This window comes from Bradyrhizobium sp. 956_D2_N1_4 (assembly GCF_052076025.1).
GTDB classification, from domain to species: domain Bacteria; phylum Pseudomonadota; class Alphaproteobacteria; order Rhizobiales; family Xanthobacteraceae; genus Bradyrhizobium; species Bradyrhizobium barranii.
The window spans coordinates 650,551-669,307 of sequence record NZ_CP197237.1 but is presented as its reverse complement, the minus strand read 5'-3'; the positions used below and the strand labels follow the sequence as shown (position 1 = coordinate 669,307).

Genomic DNA, 18,757 nt, shown 5'->3' with positions numbered 1-18,757 from the left:
GCTTTTGGAGGCCACGCGCATGCGCGTGGCCTTTTGCGTTTGCGGCTCAGGCGGCGTGGACCGAGCTCAGGAATTTTGCGACTTCCTGCTTCAGCCGATTGCTGTCTGAAGACAGCGAGCGCGCCGCCGAGAGCACCTGCGAGGAGGCCGAGCCGGTCTCGGAGGCTCCGCGCTGCACGTCGCCGATATTGGTCGATACGCGCTGCGTGCCGTGAGCGGCCTGCTGGACGTTGCGGGAGATTTCCTGTGTGGCAGCGCCCTGCTCTTCCACGGCCGCCGCAACCGTCGACGAGATCTCCGACAGCCGCTCGATGGTGCCGCTGATCTCCCGGATCGAGCCGACCGACTCCTCCGTCGCGGCCTGGATGCCGGAGACCTGCTGGGCGATCTCGCCCGTGGCCTTCGCGGTCTGCTCGGCCAGCGCCTTGACCTCGGAGGCGACCACGGCAAAGCCGCGACCGGCCTCGCCCGCACGCGCCGCCTCGATCGTCGCGTTCAGTGCCAGCAGATTGGTCTGGCCGGCAATCGTGCTGATCAGCTCGACCACGTCGCCGATACGGGCGGCGGCCTTGGACAGTTCACCGACCCGTTCGTTGGTCCGCGTTGCCTGACCCACAGCCTCGCTGGCGATGCGGGCGGATTCCTGCACCTGGCGGGCGATCTCCGAGACCGAGGAGGACAGTTCCTCGGTCGCCGAGGCAACGGCCTGCACATTGGCCGAGGCTTCCTGGGAGGCGCTGGCGACTTCCGTCGACAGATCCTGGGCGCGGCTGGCCGTCGTGGTCAGGGTGCCCGCGGAAGCCTCGAGCTCGTTTGATGCCGACGACACGGTGTCGACGATCTCGCCCACCGCTCGTTCGAACTGATTGGCCAGGTTTCGCATGTCGGCCTTGCGGCTCTCCGCCTGCCGCGCCTCGACCTCGACCTGCTCGTGGCGCAGGCGGTCGGTCTCGACCATGCTCTCCTTGAACACCTGGATCGCCTTGGCCATCTCGCCGATCTCGTCGCGATTTCCGCGGCCGGGGATCTCAACCTTGAGATCGCCACCGGCGAGGGCTCCCATCGCCCGGGTCATCGTGGTCAGCGGTCCGACGATGCTGCGCGCGATCAGGAAGGCGACGAGGCCGCCGAACAGGACCGCAAGGCCGCCGGCGACTTCCTGAATCCAGGTCGTGCTGGCAATGACGCCATCGGCGGCCGCGCGCGACTTCTGGTAGTCGGCCTTCAATCCGGTCTCCGCCACCTTGAGCCTGTCGACGCTATCGCTGATCAAGGGGGCGATCTCATTGCGGTAGATTTCATCGGCCTGGAGGATTGCGGCGGATGTCGTCTCGAAAGCCCCCTTGTAGGTCGAAAGTGAACTCTTGATCGGCCCGAACGCGGCCTTGACCTCGTCCGGGAGACCGGCCCCCTCAAGTGACTTGAGTGCTTGCTGCGCCCGATCGACATTGGTCCTGAAGGTCGCCGGCCCCTTCGCGTCCCGGACGGCGAGGAAGCGCCAGTTTGAGACACGAACAAGGAGGATCTTGGATTCGAGATCGGCGACGGGGGCGGTCACGCTGGTGTCGCCGGTTGCACCCGCGGCCTCGACCAGCTTGCCGGTGTTGGCGGTGAGCTCGTCGCCGCCGGCGAGCAAAGTGGCCTTGCCTTTCGTCGTCTCGTTGACGGCAGCGCCCATGCGCTCGCGCAGGGACTTCATCTTGTCGACGTCGCCGACGAGGCCATTGTAGATCTTGAGCCGCTCCTCGGAGACCGTCGACTTGGCCGCGGCCCTCAACAGCTCGGCCGTCGCCGCCTCCCGCTCCGCAGCCTCCTTGAAGGCCGGCTCGTTGGCGTCATAGATGTAACGCAGATTGGCACGCCGCAGCGCCTGGAGGTTGATCGAGATTTCCTGCACGCGGGCGGTGTTGTCCGAGAGCGCGGAGAGCCGCGCCATCTGGCCCTGGACGGCCCACAAATTCCAGACCGCAACCGCGGCCATGATCAAACCAACGACCACGAGAACCGAAAATCCGGCGTAGAGACGCCCCCGAATTCTCAAACGCAAGCTCGGCATCACTGTCCACCCATTGCAGCAGAAAAGCAGAAGCAGCCGACGACCTTGGCGCGATTGCAACGACTGATCATTGCAGCCACGCCTGCGAGAATCGCGCTGCGCTGCCGTACAATGCGGAACAATTGTTAATTGCGGCTGTATTTTACCGGTGTCGAATACGGAGAAGCCGACGAAGACACCACCGTATTCCGGACATCAAGCGGTGGCGCGCGCGAGCGATGTCCTCATCCCACCACGCCGCCATGGCAGGTCCACGCGCATGCGCGTGGACCTTTTGCTTTTGCGGGTCGGCGCCGATCAGGCAGCGTGGACCGAGTCCAGGAACTTCGCGACTTCCTGTTTCAGCCGGTTGCTGTCTGAAGACAGCGAGCGCGCCGCCGAGAGCACCTGCGAGGAGGCCGAGCCGGTCTCGGAGGCGCCGCGCTGGACGTCGCCGATATTGATCGAGACGCGCTGCGTGCCATGGGCGGCCTGCTGGACGTTGCGGGAGATGTCCTTCGTCGCCGCGCCCTGCTCTTCCACGGCGGCGGCCACCGCCGACGAGATTTCCGACAGCCGCTCGATCGTGCCGCTGATCTCCCGGATGGAGCCGACCGACTGCTCGGTCGCGGCCTGGATGCTCGAAATCTGCTGGCCGATCTCGCCGGTCGCCTTCGCGGTCTGCTCGGCCAGCGCCTTGACCTCGGAGGCGACCACCGCAAAGCCGCGGCCGGCCTCGCCGGCGCGCGCGGCCTCGATGGTGGCGTTCAGCGCCAGGAGGTTGGTCTGGCCGGCAATCGTGCTGATCAGCTCGACCACGTCGCCGATGCGGGCGGCCGCCTTGGACAGCTCGCCGACGCGCTCATTGGTCCTGCTTGCCTGCCCGACCGCCTCGTTGGCGATCCGGGCCGATTCCTGCACCTGGCGGGCGATCTCGGTGACCGAGGAGGACAGCTGCTCGGTCGCGGACGCCACCGCCTGCACATTGGCCGTGGCCTCCTGTGACGCCGACGCCACCTCGGTCGACAGATTCTGCGCGCGCGTCGCGGTCGTCGTCAGGGTGCCCGCCGACGCCTCCAACTCGTTCGATGCCGACGACACGGTGTCGACGATCTCGCCGACCGCCTGCTCGAACTGGTCGGCGAGCCGGACCATGTCGGCCTTGCGGCTCTCCGCCTGCCGCGCCTCGGTCTCGGTCTGCTCCGTGCGCAGCCGTTCGGTGTCGATCATGTTGGTCTTGAACACCTCGATCGCCTTGGCCATGTCGCCGATCTCGTCGGCCTTGCCGCGCCCGGGAATCCCGACCTCGAGATTGCCGCCGGCCAGCAGCCCCATCGCTCGCGTCATCGACGTCAGGGGACCGACGATGCTGCGGGCGATCAGGAAGGCGACGATCAATCCGAACAGGGTGGCAAGGCCGCCCGCGATCGCCTGCACGGTGGTCGTGCCGTCAATCACGGCTTCGGCCTGGCTGCGCGACTCCTTGTAGTCCTTCTTCAAGGCGGCTTCCGCGACCTTGAGCTTGGCGATGCTGTCGACGATGAGGGGCGCGAGGCTCTTGTGGTAGATCTCGTCGGCCTGCAGCATCGCGGCCGACGTCGTCTCGAACGCGGATTTGTAGATTCCGAGCGAGGTCTTCACCGGCGCGAGCGTCGTACGCAGTTCGGTCGCCTGCGGGCTCTTTTCGAGCGCCGAGAGGCGCTGCGACGCCCTGTCCACATTGGTTCTGAAGTTGGCGGGCCCCTTGCTGTCGCGCAGGGCCAGGAAACGCCAGTTCGCGATCTGGACGAGCAGGAGTCTGGATTCGAGGTCCGCAACGAGGGCCCCGGTGTCTTCGTCGACGGCTGCGCGCGCCACATCGACCAGCTTGCCCATCTTGACAGTCAGCTCGTCACCGCTCGGCAGCAGCGTCGCCTTGCCGGTCCGCGCCTCGTTGACGGCGTCGCCGAGATTGTCACGCAGGCTTCGCATTTTCGCGATGTCGGCGATCAGATCGTTGTAGAGCTTCCGCCGCTCCTCGGAGAGCGTTCCCTGCGCCCCGACCTTCAACAGCTCGGTCGCCGCGGTTTCACGCTCTGCGGCCTCCTTCATTGCGGGCTCGCTGGCGTCGTAGATGTAGCGCAGATTGGCGCGCTGGATCGCCTGAAGATGGGTCGAGACCTCCAGGACCCGCGCCGTGCTGTCCGAAAATGCCGAAGCCTTTGCGACCTGGTCCTGCACGGACCGCAAATTCCAGATGGCGACCACCGCCATCACGAGACCAACCGCCACCAAGGCCATGAAACCCGCGTACAGGCGTCCCCTGATCCGCAAACGAAAGTTCGGCATTCCCACTGTCCACCCAGGTGCATGTGAATTCGGGCGGACGAACGACCCCGGCAATCGTCACGGCCACCCCCGGCAGCCGCGAGTCGCTTTTCGGCACCCACGCTGCACCGCGGTACAATGAGGGACACTCGTTAATTGAACCTTCCGATTTTTCGCGCATGTGTGTGCCGGCCCGCACAGGACCTGCTGATTTTATCGGCAGTTGCGCAGGTTTCGGTGCAAAGCCCGCAGCCGCTTGCAGAGCGCTGCACGCGTCGCCGGGATGGATGTCTATTGAGCGACCGTCCCCTGCAATTTGCCGAGCGCGTTCTCGACGACTTCCAGCGTGTAGGGCTTCTGGACCACCGGCGCGAACGCCAGCTCTTCCGGGATCGGCGCGCGCTCGCCATAGCCGGTCGCGAACATGAAGGGCACGCCGATCTCCTTCAGCTTCTCGGCCACCTTGATGCTGCTCTCGTTGCCGAGGTTGAGATCGAGCAGCGCAAAGCCCGGACGCGTGCGCTCGATCGCGCGCAACGCCTGGTCGACGCTCGCCGCAGTGTCGACATGGCGGGCACCGAGATCGAGCAGGATGACTTCGGCCGCCATGGCGATGATCAGATTGTCCTCGACGATCAGCGCGGTCTCGGAAATTCGCGGACGGGCGGGTTGCTGCTCCTCGACGCGCATGGCGGCTCCTCCGATTGATGGCACCAGTTCGACAAAATTGGGCGGGATGATGAACTTGGCCTGCACCCCGAGCAGGTCGAACCGGATTTCGGCTTCGCCCTTAAGGTCGAAGGGGACGGAACGCTCGATGATGGTGGTCCCGAAGCCGCGGCGCGACGGCGGCTGCACCGGCGGCCCGCCGCTCTCCTTCCATTCGATGACAAGGCTGGAAGATGGATCGAGGCGCCACACCACCTCGACGCTGCCGGTGGAATCGGCCAGCGCGCCATATTTGGCGGAATTGGTCATCATCTCGTGCACGACCAGCGCCAGCGTCGCGAACGCCTTGGGATCGAGCGCGACGTCGGGCCCGCCCATCTTCACGCGGCCGGCGCGCGCGCCGAGATAGGCGCCGGCCTCGGACTCGACCAGCGAGCGCAGCGCAACCGGCGCCCAGTTCAAATTGGTGATCTGGTCGTGGGCGCGGGCCAAAGCCTGGATGCGGCCACCGAGCACGCCGGCAAACTCCTCAACCGAAGTTGCAGTGTCCTTGCTCTGCGCGACCAGCGCGCGGACAAGGCTCAAAATGTTGCGGACGCGGTGATTAAGCTCGGCGATCATCAACTCCTGCCGCTCCTGCGCGCCGCGACGCTCGCGGGCGGCAAGGTCGGACAGTTGCAGGATCACTTCGAGCAGCGTGACGCGCAGGCTCTCGGCGATGCGGATGTCGGCCGTGGACCAAGGTTTCGACTGGCCCGCCACCGTTTCCTGCCAGAGCTCAAAGCTCTTGCGCGGCGTCAGGCGCGGTCCGTTCGGTCCCTCGTCATAGACCTTGTCGGGCGCGCCGGCCCAGTTCACTGAGCGCACGACCTCGCGCCGGAAGAAGATCAGGCAATCGCGCGGAGTCCGCGAGATCGGAATGGCGAGAAATCCGGCTGCGCGGTCGCGAAAGGACTGCCCGGCAGCATAGACCTTGGCAATCTCGGCACTGGCGAAAATCCGTCCCGGCGAGGTCCGGTTGATGAAGGCGACCAGCTCCTTCACCTCGTCCTCGGTCGGCGTCTGGCCCTGAAGCGTGATCTTGTTGTCGGACCATACCGCCACGCCGTCGCAATCGATCATCCCGCGATAGTCGCCGAGGAAGTCGACGATCGCGCGCCGGCTGTGCTCGTGCGAGGCCGCGGTCTCGATCAACCGCTCCTGCACCTGGTGAGCGCGCATCTCATAGGCGACATTGCCCTCGCGCTCGCGCCCCTCCACGATCCAGGAGAACATCTGCCCGAACAGCTCGGACGCGGTGCGCTTCTCGAACGAGATGTAGCGCGGCGAATAATGATGGCAGGCGAACAGGCCCCACAGCTTGCCGTCGCGCAGGATCGACACCGACATCGAGGCCCCGACGCCCATGTTGCGCAAATATTCGATGTGAATCGGCGAGACCGAGCGCAGCACGCTCATGGAGAGATCGAGCAGCCCCGCATTGTGCGTTGCCGTCGAAAACAACGCGGCTGGTTTCGAATTGATATCGGCGATGATGCGCAGCCAGTTGCGCTGATAAAGGATGCGGGCCTGCTTGGGGATGTCGGAGGCCGGATAGTGCAGGCCGAGAAACCGTTCGAGGCCGGCTTCCGCAGCTTCAGCGATCACCTCGCCCGATCCGTCCGGATGAAATTGATAGACCATGACGCGGTCGAAGCCGGTCAGGACCTTGAGCTGGCGCGCCGCCTCGCGGGCGAGCTCGGTCATGCCGCGCGTCTTGCGGATTCGCTCCAGCATCAGGCGGACGAGCTCGCCGGAATTGACGCCGGGCTCGTTGACGCTGGGCTCTGCCTCGATGACCAGATAGGCGCCGGAGAAGTGGATGGAGAGATCGTAAGGCGGCTTGCCCGCCTGGAGCTCGACACCGAACAGGCGCTCGGTCGTATCCGGGCCGGTGAGATGATCGACGCGGCCGCGAATGGTCTCGACGGCGGCTTCCGAGATGACGCGCGACAGCGGCTGCTGCAGCAGGTCGGCGACGTCAGTCCCAAGAAAGCTGCCGACATTGTCGGAGGCCATGCAGATCGTGAAATCCGACAGCACCGTGAGCAGGAAGCCGAACGGCTGGACGCTGCCGGGAATGTGGATCGGCTCGCGATCGCAATTGGTGAGATTGACCGCCTCGTTCATGCGCGGTCCGCCGCCTGCTCGAAGGCCGCGAAAGCGACACGTGCCGATTCGATCGTCTCGTCCGCGTCGCAATCCTCTTCGTTTTGAAGCTGCGCCAGAAAGCTCTGCCAGAGCCGCTTGCCCGCGCCATGACTGAGATACGCGGTGGCCTCGCCGATGCGCGGATCGCCCGCATCCGCGACCGCCTTCAGCAGAAACTTTGCGCCGAGACGGGAGCCCTCCAGAACATACAACGTGCCGAGCATGCCACTGCGCGTCAGCGGCGGCACGGATACGGTGGATTGCGCGGCGCTGCCGAGCTGCCCGAGATCGGCCGCGATTGCGGCGCTACGCGCCCGCTCCAGCCAATCCGGAAACATCGTGGCGACGCCAGCCTGCACAAGCGCAGCTTCGAGCGGAAGAAGTGCGCCGGCGCTGGCTTGCAGGAAACGGCGGTAACCGGACAAGACCGTGAGGTCGAACGACGAAAGCTGCGCATCGAGCTCGCGGTGCGCATTCGCAGTCGCATCTCTCAATCGTTCGCGGAGTCCGGGAAAGCTGCGGCCCACCTGTGTTGAAACGTCCGAAACCCCAGCCAGCATGAATTTCCCAAACGCGTGCAATGCCGGGGGCGCGATTGCCCCCGAACCGAGCAAACGCCCGGCGGAACCCGAAGGTTCCGCCGGCTCCGATAAAATGGGAGGCAGGCGGCGGCTGGATCTCGTCCGTTCGTCTAACTCCGTCGCACCGGTCTCCTCAGTTCGTACGCGATCTCCGCCCAGGTCATGCCGCAGTCCTGAAGCTCCCGTTCGCTCATGGCGGCGAGCTGGTACCGGGCCTGGGACCGCTCGCGCCTGACAACGACGATCGCTATCAGCCTGCGCCAGATCGACACGACCATCGCCGAACGGGGCCGACGGCACCGGTCGGCGGACGAGATGGTCCTCAATCCGGTCAGCTCGCGGCCCTCACGGGCGTCTGCGGAAACGGACCAAGCGCCCTCTCGGTCAGGGTCGAGTCGCAATATTCCCGGATCTCCTTGATCTTCCCGTCCTCGAGGCGAAACACCAGGCAGTAGTCGTTGTCATAACGAACGCCCTCGGGCGTGACGTTGTCGCCCTTGGCTTCCACCACGACCACGTCGCCATCGGCGATGAAACGGTGAGCTACGGTGCGGGTCCGGTTGCGCAAGCGGGTGCGCACATAACCGTGCAGATCGTTGAGGATCGCCTCCTTGCCGGTGAAGGTGCGGGACCAGGAATACTGGCCGGTCACGACCCATCTGGCATCGTCGGCAAGGCTTGCGGTGAACAGGGCCCGGTCGCGTGCGGCCGGATCGGGGCTGGCGGCGGCGGCAAAGATATCCTGCATCAGTTTCTTGTTGGCGCTCGCGCTCATGGCGGCATCTCCGTTTGGTGGCAACACGGAGATCATCCCTGCCGGATAAGAATTCTTCAAATCGATAGTGGATATGATATCTATTCGCCTCATGAATTTGAATTCGCTTGACCTCAATCTCCTGACCGCGCTCGACGCGCTGCTGCGCGAGGCCAATGTCAGCCGGGCCGCGCTTCGGATCGGGCTGTCGCAGCCGGCCACGAGCCATGCGTTGCAACGCCTGCGCGACATCTTCGGCGATCCGTTGCTGGTGCGCACCGGCGCGCGCATGGAGCTGACGCCGCGGGCGCAAGCGCTCCGCGCGCCGCTGGCCCAGGCGCTCGACCAGGTGCGCGGGCTGTTCATACCTGACGACTTCGACGCCGCGCGCAGCGAGCGGCAATTCCGCCTGATGATGCCTGATCTCGCGGTCGAGCTGCTGATGCCGCCCCTGATGGAGAAAGTCACCCAGGCCGCCCCCAACGTCCGCATCGACGTCGTGCCTTGGCGAGGGTCGACGATCTTCCACGCAGAATTCGCCCGCACCATCGATCTCGTGATCTCGATCGGCAACGCCTTCAAGGGTTTTCACCGCCAGCTGCTCTACACCGACAGCGACGCGCTGGCGGTGCGGCGCGGCCATCCCATGGCTGCGAAGCTGAAGCGGCGCGAGACGTTCCTGGCCGCACGCCATGTCGGCGTGATCATCCGCGGCAGCAGCGAGGATTTGATCGACACCTGGCTGCGCACCAAGGGCATCGAGCGACACATTTCGCTGGTGGTGTCAGGCTATCTCGAAGCGCTGCACGTCGCCGCCCGCACCGACCTCGTCGCCTTCGTGCCGCGCCGGCTGATCGCCGCGCTGTCGAAGCAGCTCGGCCTCGTCACGGTGACGCCGCCGCTCGACCCCGGGATCGACGAGCAGTTCATGTTCCATCCGACCCGCGCGCAGATGGACCCCGGCTCGATCTGGCTGCGGCGACTGATGCTGGAGACGGGACGTGAATTGGAGCAAGCCAAGCGCAAGCTATCGTAGGGTGGATTAGCCGAAGGCGTAATCCACTAACTTTTGCATCTGCGGAGACAAACAGAGGTGGGTTACGCCGAGCAGATACGCTTCGCGCATCTGCTCGTCTAACCCACCCTACGAGAGCTACGTTCCTACGCCTTCTGCGCGTCCATCACCTTGCGCACGGCGGGACGGTCGGACATGCGCTTGAAGTGGTCGGCGATCTTCGGCGTGGCGTTGATGTCGACGCTGTCGCCTTCGAGCCAGGTCGACAGGGTATAGAGATAGGGGTCGCAGATTGTGTACTGCTCGCCCATCACCCACGGTCCCTTGAACATCTTCTGTTCGATCAGGGAGAAGCAGGCGCCCATGGTCTTCGGAATCATCGCCTTCATGTCGGCGAACGAGCTCTCCTCGGCAGCCCAGCGCGCGCCGCGCATCTTGTGGGCATGGTTGATGTGCACGGTCGAGCAGAGATAGGAGTTGAACGACTGCACCCGGGCGAAATCGAAGGGATCGTCGAGCGGCGCGAGCTTCGCCTTGGGGAAGGTCTGCGCGACATAGGCCAGCATCGCGGGCGTCTCGGTCAGCACGCCGCGATCGGTCACCAGCGCGGGCACGCGGCCCTTCGGGTTGATCGCGAGGTAATCCGGGCTGTTCTGCTGGTTGGTCTTGAAGCTCAGCCGCTCGGCCGTGTAGTCGGCACCGGCCTCTTCCAGGGTGATGTAAGTGGCGAGCGCGCAGGTGCCGGTGGCGTAGTAGAGCTTGAACATGTCGGACCTCATGGGAAAGCTGGAAGTTAACGGCTGTCGTCCCCAAGGTCCATAGCACGACGTTCTCCGTGCTTTTGCTCTTCGCAGTTGCCCACCGCCGCCCGCCTGTGCCAAGACGCCCGCAATCGGAGGGGTTTTGTCATGACGGTACTCATCGCCGGTGGCGGCATCGGCGGGCTGACGCTTGCGCTCAGCCTGCACGGAATCGGCGTTCCCGTAAAAGTGTTCGAGAGCGTCGCCGAGCTGAAGCCACTCGGCGTCGGCATCAACGTGCTGCCGCATGCCGTGCGCGAGCTGATCGAGCTCGGGCTGATGGACAGACTGGACGCCAGCGGCGTGCGGACCTGCGAACTCGCCTATTTCTCCAAGCACGGCAAGCCGATCTGGAGCGAGCCGCGCGGGCTGGAAGCCGGCTACAAATGGCCGCAATTCTCGATCCATCGCGGCACCCTCCAGCAGCTCCTGCTCGACACCGCGATCGAGCGGCTCGGCCGCGAGAATATCTTGACCGGCCACCATCTGACCGGCTGGACCGAGACGGAAAACGGCGTGCGCGCCGACTTCATCGACAGGGCGACCGGCAAGGCTGCCGGCAGTTACGACGGCGCGATCCTGATCGCCGCCGACGGTATCCATTCCGCCGTGCGAGAAAAGCTCTATCCGCAGGAGGGACCACCGATCTGGAATGGCCGCATCCTCTGGCGCGGCGTCACGCCGTCAAAAGCCTTCCTCACCGGCCGCACCATGATCATGGCCGGGCACGAGATCCTGAAATTCGTCTGCTATCCGATTTCGAAGGCGCCCGATGCGGCGGGCAACCATCTGATCAACTGGGTTGCCGAGCGCCACATGCCGCCGACCTATCAGTGGCGGCGCGAGGACTATAACCGCACGGCGCGCCTGGAGGAGTTTCTGCCCTGGTTCGAGAGCTGGCAGTTCGACTGGCTGGACGTGCCCGGCCTGATCAAGAACTGCCCGCACGCCTACGAATATCCGCTGGTCGACCGCGATCCGGTGTCGCAATGGACCTTCGGCCGCGTCACGCTGATGGGCGACGCCGCGCATCCGATGTACCCGATCGGCTCGAACGGCGCCTCGCAGGCGATCCTCGATGCCCGCACCATCACCCGCGAGATCCTGGCGCATGGCCCGACGACCGCGGCGCTGCTCGCCTATGAGGCCGAGCGGAGGCCTGCGACCACCGACCTCGTCCTGCTCAACCGCAAGAACGGCCCCGAGCAGGTGATGCAGCTCGTCGAGGAGCGCGCGCCCGACGGCTACGACATCGTCACCGACGTGCTGTCGCAGCAGGAGTTGGAAGACATCGCCGCAAACTACAAGCGCGTCGCCGGCTTCCAGGTCGAGGCGCTGAATGCGAAGCCGCCGATCGTGAGCGCGGATGCAAAGCGGATGGGAGCGTGAGCTCGCGCAAGAAGCGAGATGCGCATTAATGTGCCCTCGCCCCTTGCGGGAGAGGGCAGCACCACTGGCAAACATACACTCGCTTGGGTGAGGGGTCCGTCTCCGCGAGTCCAACTCGCATTTGAGTTCGCGGAGAGAAACCCCTCATCCGGCGCCATAGCCGAAGCTTCGCTTCGGCGTTCTCTTAAGAACGGCGGCCCGAAGGCCGCCTATGCCACCTTCTCCCGCAAGGGGAGAAGGGAAGAGGAATGCGCGGCTCGACTATTTCCCCACCACCCTCGCCGCCTCCAGCAGCCGCTCGCTGGCGCTCGCCGTCGCCAGCACCGTGCCGTCTTCCGCCATCAGCTTCGCCTCGACGAACGCAATCGTCTTGCCGAGTTGCGTCACCCTGGCCTCACCGATGATCGGGCCGGGCCTTGCGGGGCTGAGGAAATTCACGGTCATGCTGATCGTGGTGGTGTAGAGCCGGCCCTCGCTCATCACCAGCACGGCCGGCCCCATGGTGTCGTCGAGCATGGCAGAGAGCATGCCGCCCTGGATGAAGCCCGCCGGATTGCAGAACTCGGGCTTGCCCTCGAAGGCGAGCCTGATCCAGCCCTCCTCCGGACGGGCATCGAGCAGGCGCCATCCGAGCAGCTCGGCGCAGGGCGGCCTTGGAAAGTTGTTGAGTGCGGTCTTGACCATTGGCAGCCTCCGTATCGGGCGCTGATAGCGTAGCGCTGCTGCCAGCGTGCTGTCAGGAAGGTGGGGCCCTTGAAGGGTCCAGCGCGTGTGCGATCACCTTGCGCATGACGTTGGGCAGCGCTTCACCGGCGAGGGTCGCGATCGGCACCCAGCGCATGCCCTCGGGCGCGCGCGTACGCGCTTCGGCCTTCGCCGTGTAGACCACCAGCTCCAGCGGAAAATGCGTGAAGACGTGGGTGACGACGCCCACCTTGCGCTGCCAGCGCGACAGCCCCTTCAGGTCCGGTGCCTGCTGCTTCGCCGTCGCGTCCTCCTGGCCGGCCAGCCAGTCCGAGCCCGGCACCTCGGTCATGCCGCCAAGGAGGCCTTTTTCGGGCCTCGAGCGGACCAGCAGCTCGCCGCCGCGCGTCACGACGAAGGCAGCCCCGCGCCGCAACGTTCCGCTCTTCTTCGGCGCCTTGCGCGGAAACGTTTCCTGCGTCGCCAGCGCACGCGCGGTGCAATCCTCATTGAGCGGACAGAGCGAGCAGGCCGGCTTCTTCGGCGTGCAGATCGAGGCGCCCAGATCCATCAGCGCCTGCGCGCTGTCGCCAGCACGAGACGTCTCGTCGCCGGCGCGAGCGTCCGCAAGCAGCGTCGCCGCCAGTTGCTGGATCAGCGGCTTGGCCTGCGGCAGCTCCTCCTCGACGGCGAACAGGCGCGACACCACGCGCTCGATGTTGCCGTCAACAGGCATGGTGCGGCGGTCGAACGCGATCGCGGCGATCGCGGCCGCCGTATAGGGCCCGATGCCCGGCAGCGCGCGCAGCCCCTCTTCCGTGTCCGGAAACACACCGCCGTGCTCGCGCGTCACGGCCACCGCGCAGGCATGGAGATTGCGCGCGCGGGAGTAATAGCCGAGCCCGGCCCACATCCGCAGCACGTCATCCTGCGACGCCCGGCCCAGCGCCGTGACATCCGGCCAGCGCGCGACGAACTTTTCGAAATAGGGGCCGACGGCTTTCACGGTGGTCTGCTGGAGCATGATCTCCGATAGCCAGACGCGGTAAGGGTCCGAGGTCTCGCCGGGCATCGCGCGCCATGGCAGACGGCGGCGATGGCGGTCGTACCAGGCGAGCAACAGCGTTGGGCGAGCCGATGCCTCCGACTGAATTGGTTCCGACTTGGCCATTAGTGCCGATTTGGGGCTCATGCCCTCACTGTAGCGGCAACGCGCCGGCCTCTCCACGTCATGGCCGCGCTCGTCGCGGGCATCCACGTCTTTCTTCGCGGAACGCTCCCCAATGGTGAGGCCTGCGCTCCAAGGTGCTATAAGGGTCCATGTCCAAATTCCCTCCCAGACCCGGTCCCATCAGCGCCAAGCCGCTGTCGCTGCTGCTCAACGACGTCTTTGCCGAGGCCTATGCCAAGCAGGGTTTTGCGGCGCGCGAGCTGGTGACCCGATGGGCGCAGATTGCCGGGCCGGAGATTGCGGCCCATGCCGAGCCTTTGAAGATGCAATGGCCGCGGCCGGTCGAGGGCCAGCCGCAGGAGCCGGCGACCCTGGTGCTGCGGGTCGAGGGGCCGATGGCGCTGGAGATCCAGCACTCCGCCGACGTGATCCTGGAGCGGGTCAATCGCTTCTTCGGCTGGAGCGCGGTCGGCAAGCTCGCCTTCCGCCAGGCCCCCCTGTCGCGCGCCCGGCCGCCGGTCCGGCCCGGTCCGCCGGATCCCAAATCGGTGGCCAAGGTGGCGGAGAGCCTGGGGGACATCGAAGATGAAGAATTGAAGACAGCGCTGGCGCGGCTCGGGGCCGCCATCAAGCGAAATTGAGCCTCATTCCGCCGGTAATCTGAACCCGTCCCTGTCGCTCGCCATTGCCTCGAACTACGTTTCAAGCTAGCGACAGGCCGCCTGAACGGGAACTTTGATAAGAACCTTGGGGCGAGACCACACCAATCCGGGAGCCGACCTTGATCATCACCCGCCGCGCCTTCAACACGATGCTGTCGCTGACCGGTCTTGCCGCGCTCGCCGGGCTGTCGCCGCTGCGGTTCATCTCCGAGGCGATGGCGCAGTCGGCCGCCGATGTGGCCAAGCCCGTGTCGCTGCCCGACATGGCACTCGGCGCCAAGGACGCCCCCGTCACCATCACCGAATATGCCTCGATGACCTGCCCGCATTGTGCGGCGTTCAACGAGCAGGTGTTCCCCAAGATCAAGTCGGAATACATCGACACCGGCAAGGTGCGTTACATCTTCCGCGAGTTCCCGCTCGACATCAAGGCCGCCGCCGGCTCGATGCTGTCGCGCTGCATCGCCAAGGACGACGCGTCGAAATATTTCGCGGTCACCGACATGCTGTTCCGCCAGCAGAACGATTGGGTGCTGAAGAACACCACCGAGACCCTGACGCGGATCGGCAAGCAGGCCGGCCTCACCCAGCAGCAGGTCGAGGCCTGCCTGAAGGACCAGGCGCTGCTCGACAAGATCGCCGCCGACCAGAAGTACGCCAGCGACGTTCTGAAGGTGGATTCGACGCCGACGTTCTTCATCAACGGCGAGAAGATCAAGGGCGAAGCCTCGTTCGATGAATTCGCCAAGAAGATCAATCCGCTGCTGAAGAGCTGATTTTCCCCGCTCAACGCCTGATTCGCATCTCGAAAGCCGTATCTTTCCCGGCATAAATCCCTTGGGAAAAGCGGTTTTCGCCGGTTGCCCTCGCGGCGCACCGCGGCCATTGTCCGACCGCATGAGGCGCCTCGCGCGACTCACCCAGAGAGTGACATTGCCTTCCATGGTATTGTCCCGGCAGGGGGATTCGCGCCTGCCAACAGAGATGCGTGCTTATGAAAATCACCCGCCTGCGCCTTCACGGCTTCAAGTCCTTCGTTGAGGCCACCGACTTCGTCATCGAGCCCGGCCTGACCGGCGTGGTCGGACCCAACGGCTGCGGCAAGTCGAATCTCGTCGAGGCGCTGCGCTGGGCGATGGGCGAAACCTCGTACAAGTCGCTGCGCGCGGCCGACATGGACGCGGTGATCTTCGCCGGCTCCGGCAACCGTCCTGCGCGCAACCACGCCGAAGTGACGATGACGATCGACAACACCGATCGCACCGCGCCGGCGGCGATGAACGACAGCCAGCTGCTCGAAATCTCCCGCCGCATCGAGCGCGAGGCGGGCTCGGTCTATCGCATCAACGGCCGCGACGTGCGTGCGCGCGACGTGCAGATCCTGTTCGCGGACGCCGCCACCGGTGCGCGCTCGCCCGCCCTCGTCCACCAGGGCAAGATCGGCGAGATCATCCAGGCCAAGCCCGAGCAGCGCCGCCGCGTGCTGGAAGACGCTGCCGGCGTCGCCGGCCTGCACGCCCGCCGCCACGAGGCCGAGTTGCGGCTGAAAGCCGCCGAAACCAACCTCACCCGCGTCGAGGACGTGATCGGCCAGCTCGCCGGCCAGATGGAAGGCCTGAAGAAGCAGGCCCGCCAGGCCGTGCGCTATCGCGAGGTCGCGGCCAAGGTCCGCAAGGCGGAAGCCACGCTGTTCCACCTGCGCTGGATCGGCGCGCATGCCGACGTCAACGAATCCGGCCAGACCCATGATCTCGCGGTTCGCGAAATGGCCGAGCGCACCCAGCACCAGGCCGAAGCCGCCCGCATCCAGGCGATCCGCGCCACCGAAATGCCGGCGCTGCGCGATGCCGAAGCGCGCGCCGCGGCCGGGCTGCAGCGCCTGACCAATGCACGCGAACTGCTCGACCGCGAGGAAGAGCGCGCCAAGGAGCGCGTCGCCGAGCTAGAGCGGCGCCTCGCCCAGTTCGAGGGCGACATCTCGCGCGCCCAGCAGCAGACCATGGACGCCGACGTCGCGCTCCAGCGGCTCGACACCGAAGACGCCGAGCTGAAGGAAGAGATCAAGTCGCGGGTCGAGAAGCGCTCCGGCGTCGACGAGCGCGTCGGCGAAGCCGAGGCGGTGCTGACCGAAACCGAGCACCAGTTCGCCGAGCTCACCACGGCGCTTGCCGACCTCACCGCCAAGCGCAACCAGCTCGAAGCCAATGTCCGCACCCACCGCGACAAGCTCGCCCGGCTCGACCAGGAGATTTCGAACGTCGCGGCCGAGGAGCAGAAGCTTGCCGACGAGACCGGCGGCTTCGGCGATCTCGACGAGCTGACCGCAACGGTCGAGAACGCGGAGCAGACCCTTGCCGCTTCGGAAGCCGCGGCCCAGGCCAGCGAAGCTGCGCATGTTGCCGCGCGCCAGACGCTGGAATCCTCACGCTCGCCGCTCGTCGAAGCCGACAAGCGCGTGCAGCGCCTCGATACCGAGGCGCGCACGATCTCCAAGATCGTCAACGGCGAGACCAAGAATCTGTGGCCGCCGATCATCGACGGCATCACCGTCGACAAGGGCTTTGAGAAGGCGATCGGTGCCGCGCTCGGCGACGATCTCGACGCGCCGGTCGATCCGTCCGCGCCGATGCGCTGGACCAATGCCGGCGTGACCGACGGCGATCCGGAGCTGCCCGAGGGCGTCGTGCCGCTCGCGAGCCACGTTCAGGCGCCCGCCGAGCTGGCGCGCCGCCTGGCGCAGATCGGCGTGGTGCCGCGCGAGCGGGGCGCCGAACTGGTCTCGCAGCTCAAGACCGGCCAGCGGCTGGTCTCGCCCGAAGGCGACGTCTGGCGCTGGGACGGCTTTGTCGCCGCGGCCCACGCCCCGACCGGTGCGGCACGGCGCCTCGCCGAGCGCGCCCGCCTCGTCGACATCGAGAACGAGCTGGAGCAGGCCCGCATCGACGCGCAGATCAAGCGTCAGGCGCTGGAGAACGCCGAGTCCGAGCTGCAGATGGCCGCCAGCACCGAAGGTGCGAGCCGCGAGGCCTGGCGCGCCGCCCAGCGCGAGCTCAACGTCGCGCGTGAGCGCCATGCGACGGCCGAACGCGAGATCAGCCGCCGCGCCGCGCGCAAGGCGACGCTGTCGGAAGCCCATAGCCGCCTCGCCGCCGACCGCGCCGAGGCCGAGGCCGCGTACGAATATGCCGAGGCCGGCATCACCGAGCTGCCGTCGAGCGAGGACACGGAGACCCGTCTCGCCGCCGTCCGCAGCGACATCGAAGGCCATCGCCGCATGGCCGCCCAGGTCCGCGCCGAGGCGCAGGCGCTGGCGCGCGAAGCGGAGCTCGCCGACCGCCGCGTGCAGGCGATCCTCGCCGAGCGCACCGAGTGGCAGAACCGCAAGGAGAGTGCGGCCTCACACATCGACACCATCCAGACCCGCATCACCGAGGTCTCGATCGAGCGCAGCGATCTCGAAAACGCGCCCGCCGTGTTCGCCGAGAAGCGCAGCGCGCTGATCACCGAGATCGAATACGCGGAAAACGACCGCCGCATGGCCGCCGACGCGCTCGCCTCGGCCGAGACCGCGATGGCCGAAACCGATCGCGTCGCCAAGCTGACACTCGAAGCGCTGTCGAGCTCCCGCGAAGCAACCGCCCGCGCCGAGGAGCGCATGGAAGGCGCACGGCGCCGGCTCGAGGACATCGAGCGCGAGATCCGCGACATGCTGGAGGTCGAGCCGCAGGCCGTTGCCGGCCTCGCCGAGATCGAGCCCGGCGCCGAGCTGCCGCCGCTGCACGACATCGAGGAAGACCTCGAAAAGATGCGCCGCGACCGCGAGCGCCTGGGTGCGGTGAACCTGCGCGCCGAGGAAGAGCTGCGCGAGGTCGAGACCCAGCACACCGGCCTCGTCACCGAGCGCGATGACCTCGTCGAAGCCATCAAGCGGCTGCGCCAGGGCATCCAGAGCCTCAACAAGGAAGCGCGCGAGCGGCTCCTGACCTCGTTCGAGGTCGTCAACAACCACTTCAAGCGCCTGTTCGTCGAGCTGTTCGGCGGCGGCGAGGCCGCGCTGCACCTGATCGAGAGCGACGACCCGCTCGAAGCCGGTCTCGAGATCATCGCAAAGCCGCCGGGCAAGAAGCCGCAGACGCTGTCGCTGCTTTCGGGCGGCGAGCAGGCGCTGACCGCGATGGCGCTGATCTTCGCGGTGTTCCTCACCAACCCCTCGCCGATCTGCGTGCTGGACGAAGTCGACGCACCGCTCGACGACCACAACGTCGAGCGCTACTGCAACCTGCTGCACGAGATGACCAGCTCGACCGACACCCGCTTCATCATCATCACACACAACCCGATCACGATGGCGCGGATGAACCGGCTGTTCGGCGTCACCATGGCCGAGCGCGGCGTCTCGCAACTGGTGTCGGTGAGCCTGTCAGAGGCGGTGGACATTCTCGACCAGAACGTGGCGTGAGCCTCCGGTCGTTCCACACCTATTGACGTCATCATCCGCGA

General features: G+C 66.1%; 14 protein-coding genes. 5 read left to right on the top strand and 9 right to left on the bottom strand.

The genetic code is table 11. The features are described from left to right. Window positions 1-46: 46 nt before the first annotated feature. The 6 genes from AB7535_RS03175 to AB7535_RS03150 form a co-directional block, all read right to left on the bottom strand. Entirely contained in the window at window positions 47-2,056 is a 2,010-nt protein-coding gene (locus AB7535_RS03175; RefSeq protein WP_071916158.1) for a methyl-accepting chemotaxis protein, read from the bottom strand. A 297-nt stretch (window positions 2,057-2,353) separates the two neighbouring features. Next, the gene (locus AB7535_RS03170) at window positions 2,354-4,363 is read right to left on the bottom strand and encodes a HAMP domain-containing methyl-accepting chemotaxis protein (RefSeq protein ID WP_085402535.1); all 2,010 of its coding nucleotides are present in this window, start codon (window positions 4,361-4,363) and stop codon (window positions 2,354-2,356) included. Window positions 4,364-4,633: 270 nt separating this feature from the next. Next, complete coding sequence (locus AB7535_RS03165) at window positions 4,634-7,180, bottom strand: HWE histidine kinase domain-containing protein (RefSeq protein WP_135216715.1); 2,547 nt, start codon at window positions 7,178-7,180, stop codon at window positions 4,634-4,636. Then, window positions 7,177-7,761, bottom strand: a complete 585-nt coding sequence (locus AB7535_RS03160; protein WP_085402533.1) for a biliverdin-producing heme oxygenase — start codon at window positions 7,759-7,761, stop codon at window positions 7,177-7,179. The genes AB7535_RS03165 and AB7535_RS03160 overlap by 4 nt, the downstream gene beginning before the upstream one ends. 131 nt (window positions 7,762-7,892) lie before the next feature. Continuing rightward, window positions 7,893-8,060 carry a DUF1127 domain-containing protein gene (locus AB7535_RS03155; RefSeq protein ID WP_085402532.1) on the bottom strand — a complete coding sequence of 56 codons (168 nt, stop codon included), beginning with the start codon at window positions 8,058-8,060 and terminating at the stop codon, window positions 7,893-7,895. A gap of 53 nt (window positions 8,061-8,113) precedes the next feature. Next, window positions 8,114-8,557 carry a nuclear transport factor 2 family protein gene (locus tag AB7535_RS03150; protein ID WP_085402589.1) on the bottom strand — a complete coding sequence of 148 codons (444 nt, stop codon included), beginning with the start codon at window positions 8,555-8,557 and terminating at the stop codon, window positions 8,114-8,116. A gap of 91 nt (window positions 8,558-8,648) precedes the next feature. Between AB7535_RS03150 and AB7535_RS03145 the strand changes: the two genes are divergently transcribed. Beyond that, window positions 8,649-9,572, top strand: coding sequence for a LysR family transcriptional regulator (locus AB7535_RS03145; protein ID WP_085402531.1), 924 nt, complete (start codon window positions 8,649-8,651; stop codon window positions 9,570-9,572). 125 nt (window positions 9,573-9,697) lie between these two features. Here the strand turns inward: AB7535_RS03145 and AB7535_RS03140 are convergent, their stop codons facing one another. Continuing rightward, a complete protein-coding gene (locus tag AB7535_RS03140; RefSeq protein WP_085402530.1) occupies window positions 9,698-10,318 on the bottom strand; it encodes a glutathione S-transferase family protein in 621 nt (206 codons plus the stop codon). Window positions 10,319-10,459: 141 nt separating this feature from the next. Here AB7535_RS03140 and AB7535_RS03135 point away from each other — a divergent pair, with 141 nt between their 5' ends. Then, entirely contained in the window at window positions 10,460-11,740 is a 1,281-nt protein-coding gene (locus AB7535_RS03135) for a flavin-dependent oxidoreductase (RefSeq protein ID WP_085402529.1), read from the top strand. Window positions 11,741-12,001: 261 nt separating this feature from the next. On the opposite strand, the gene AB7535_RS03130 is transcribed toward AB7535_RS03135, so the two are convergent. Beyond that, complete coding sequence (locus AB7535_RS03130) at window positions 12,002-12,424, bottom strand: PaaI family thioesterase (protein ID WP_085402528.1); 423 nt, start codon at window positions 12,422-12,424, stop codon at window positions 12,002-12,004. A 52-nt stretch (window positions 12,425-12,476) separates the two neighbouring features. Then, window positions 12,477-13,616: an A/G-specific adenine glycosylase gene (gene mutY / locus AB7535_RS03125; protein ID WP_085402588.1), complete on the bottom strand. Its 1,140-nt coding sequence runs from the start codon at window positions 13,614-13,616 to the stop codon at window positions 12,477-12,479. Window positions 13,617-13,744: 128 nt separating this feature from the next. Between mutY and AB7535_RS03120 the strand changes: the two genes are divergently transcribed. The 3 genes from AB7535_RS03120 to smc all read left to right on the top strand — a co-directional run bounded on the left by AB7535_RS03120 (window position 13,745) and on the right by smc (window position 18,716). Continuing rightward, window positions 13,745-14,236 (top strand): DUF721 domain-containing protein, encoded by a 492-nt coding sequence (locus AB7535_RS03120; protein ID WP_028150718.1) that lies wholly within the window; start codon window positions 13,745-13,747, stop codon window positions 14,234-14,236. Window positions 14,237-14,376: 140 nt separating this feature from the next. Next, on the top strand, window positions 14,377-15,033 hold the full coding sequence (locus AB7535_RS03115) for a DsbA family protein (RefSeq protein WP_085402527.1): 657 nt from the start codon (window positions 14,377-14,379) through the stop codon (window positions 15,031-15,033). Between the two features lie 218 nt (window positions 15,034-15,251). Next, entirely contained in the window at window positions 15,252-18,716 is a 3,465-nt protein-coding gene (smc, locus tag AB7535_RS03110) for a chromosome segregation protein SMC (RefSeq protein ID WP_085402526.1), read from the top strand. The last annotated feature ends 41 nt before the right edge of the window (window positions 18,717-18,757 follow it).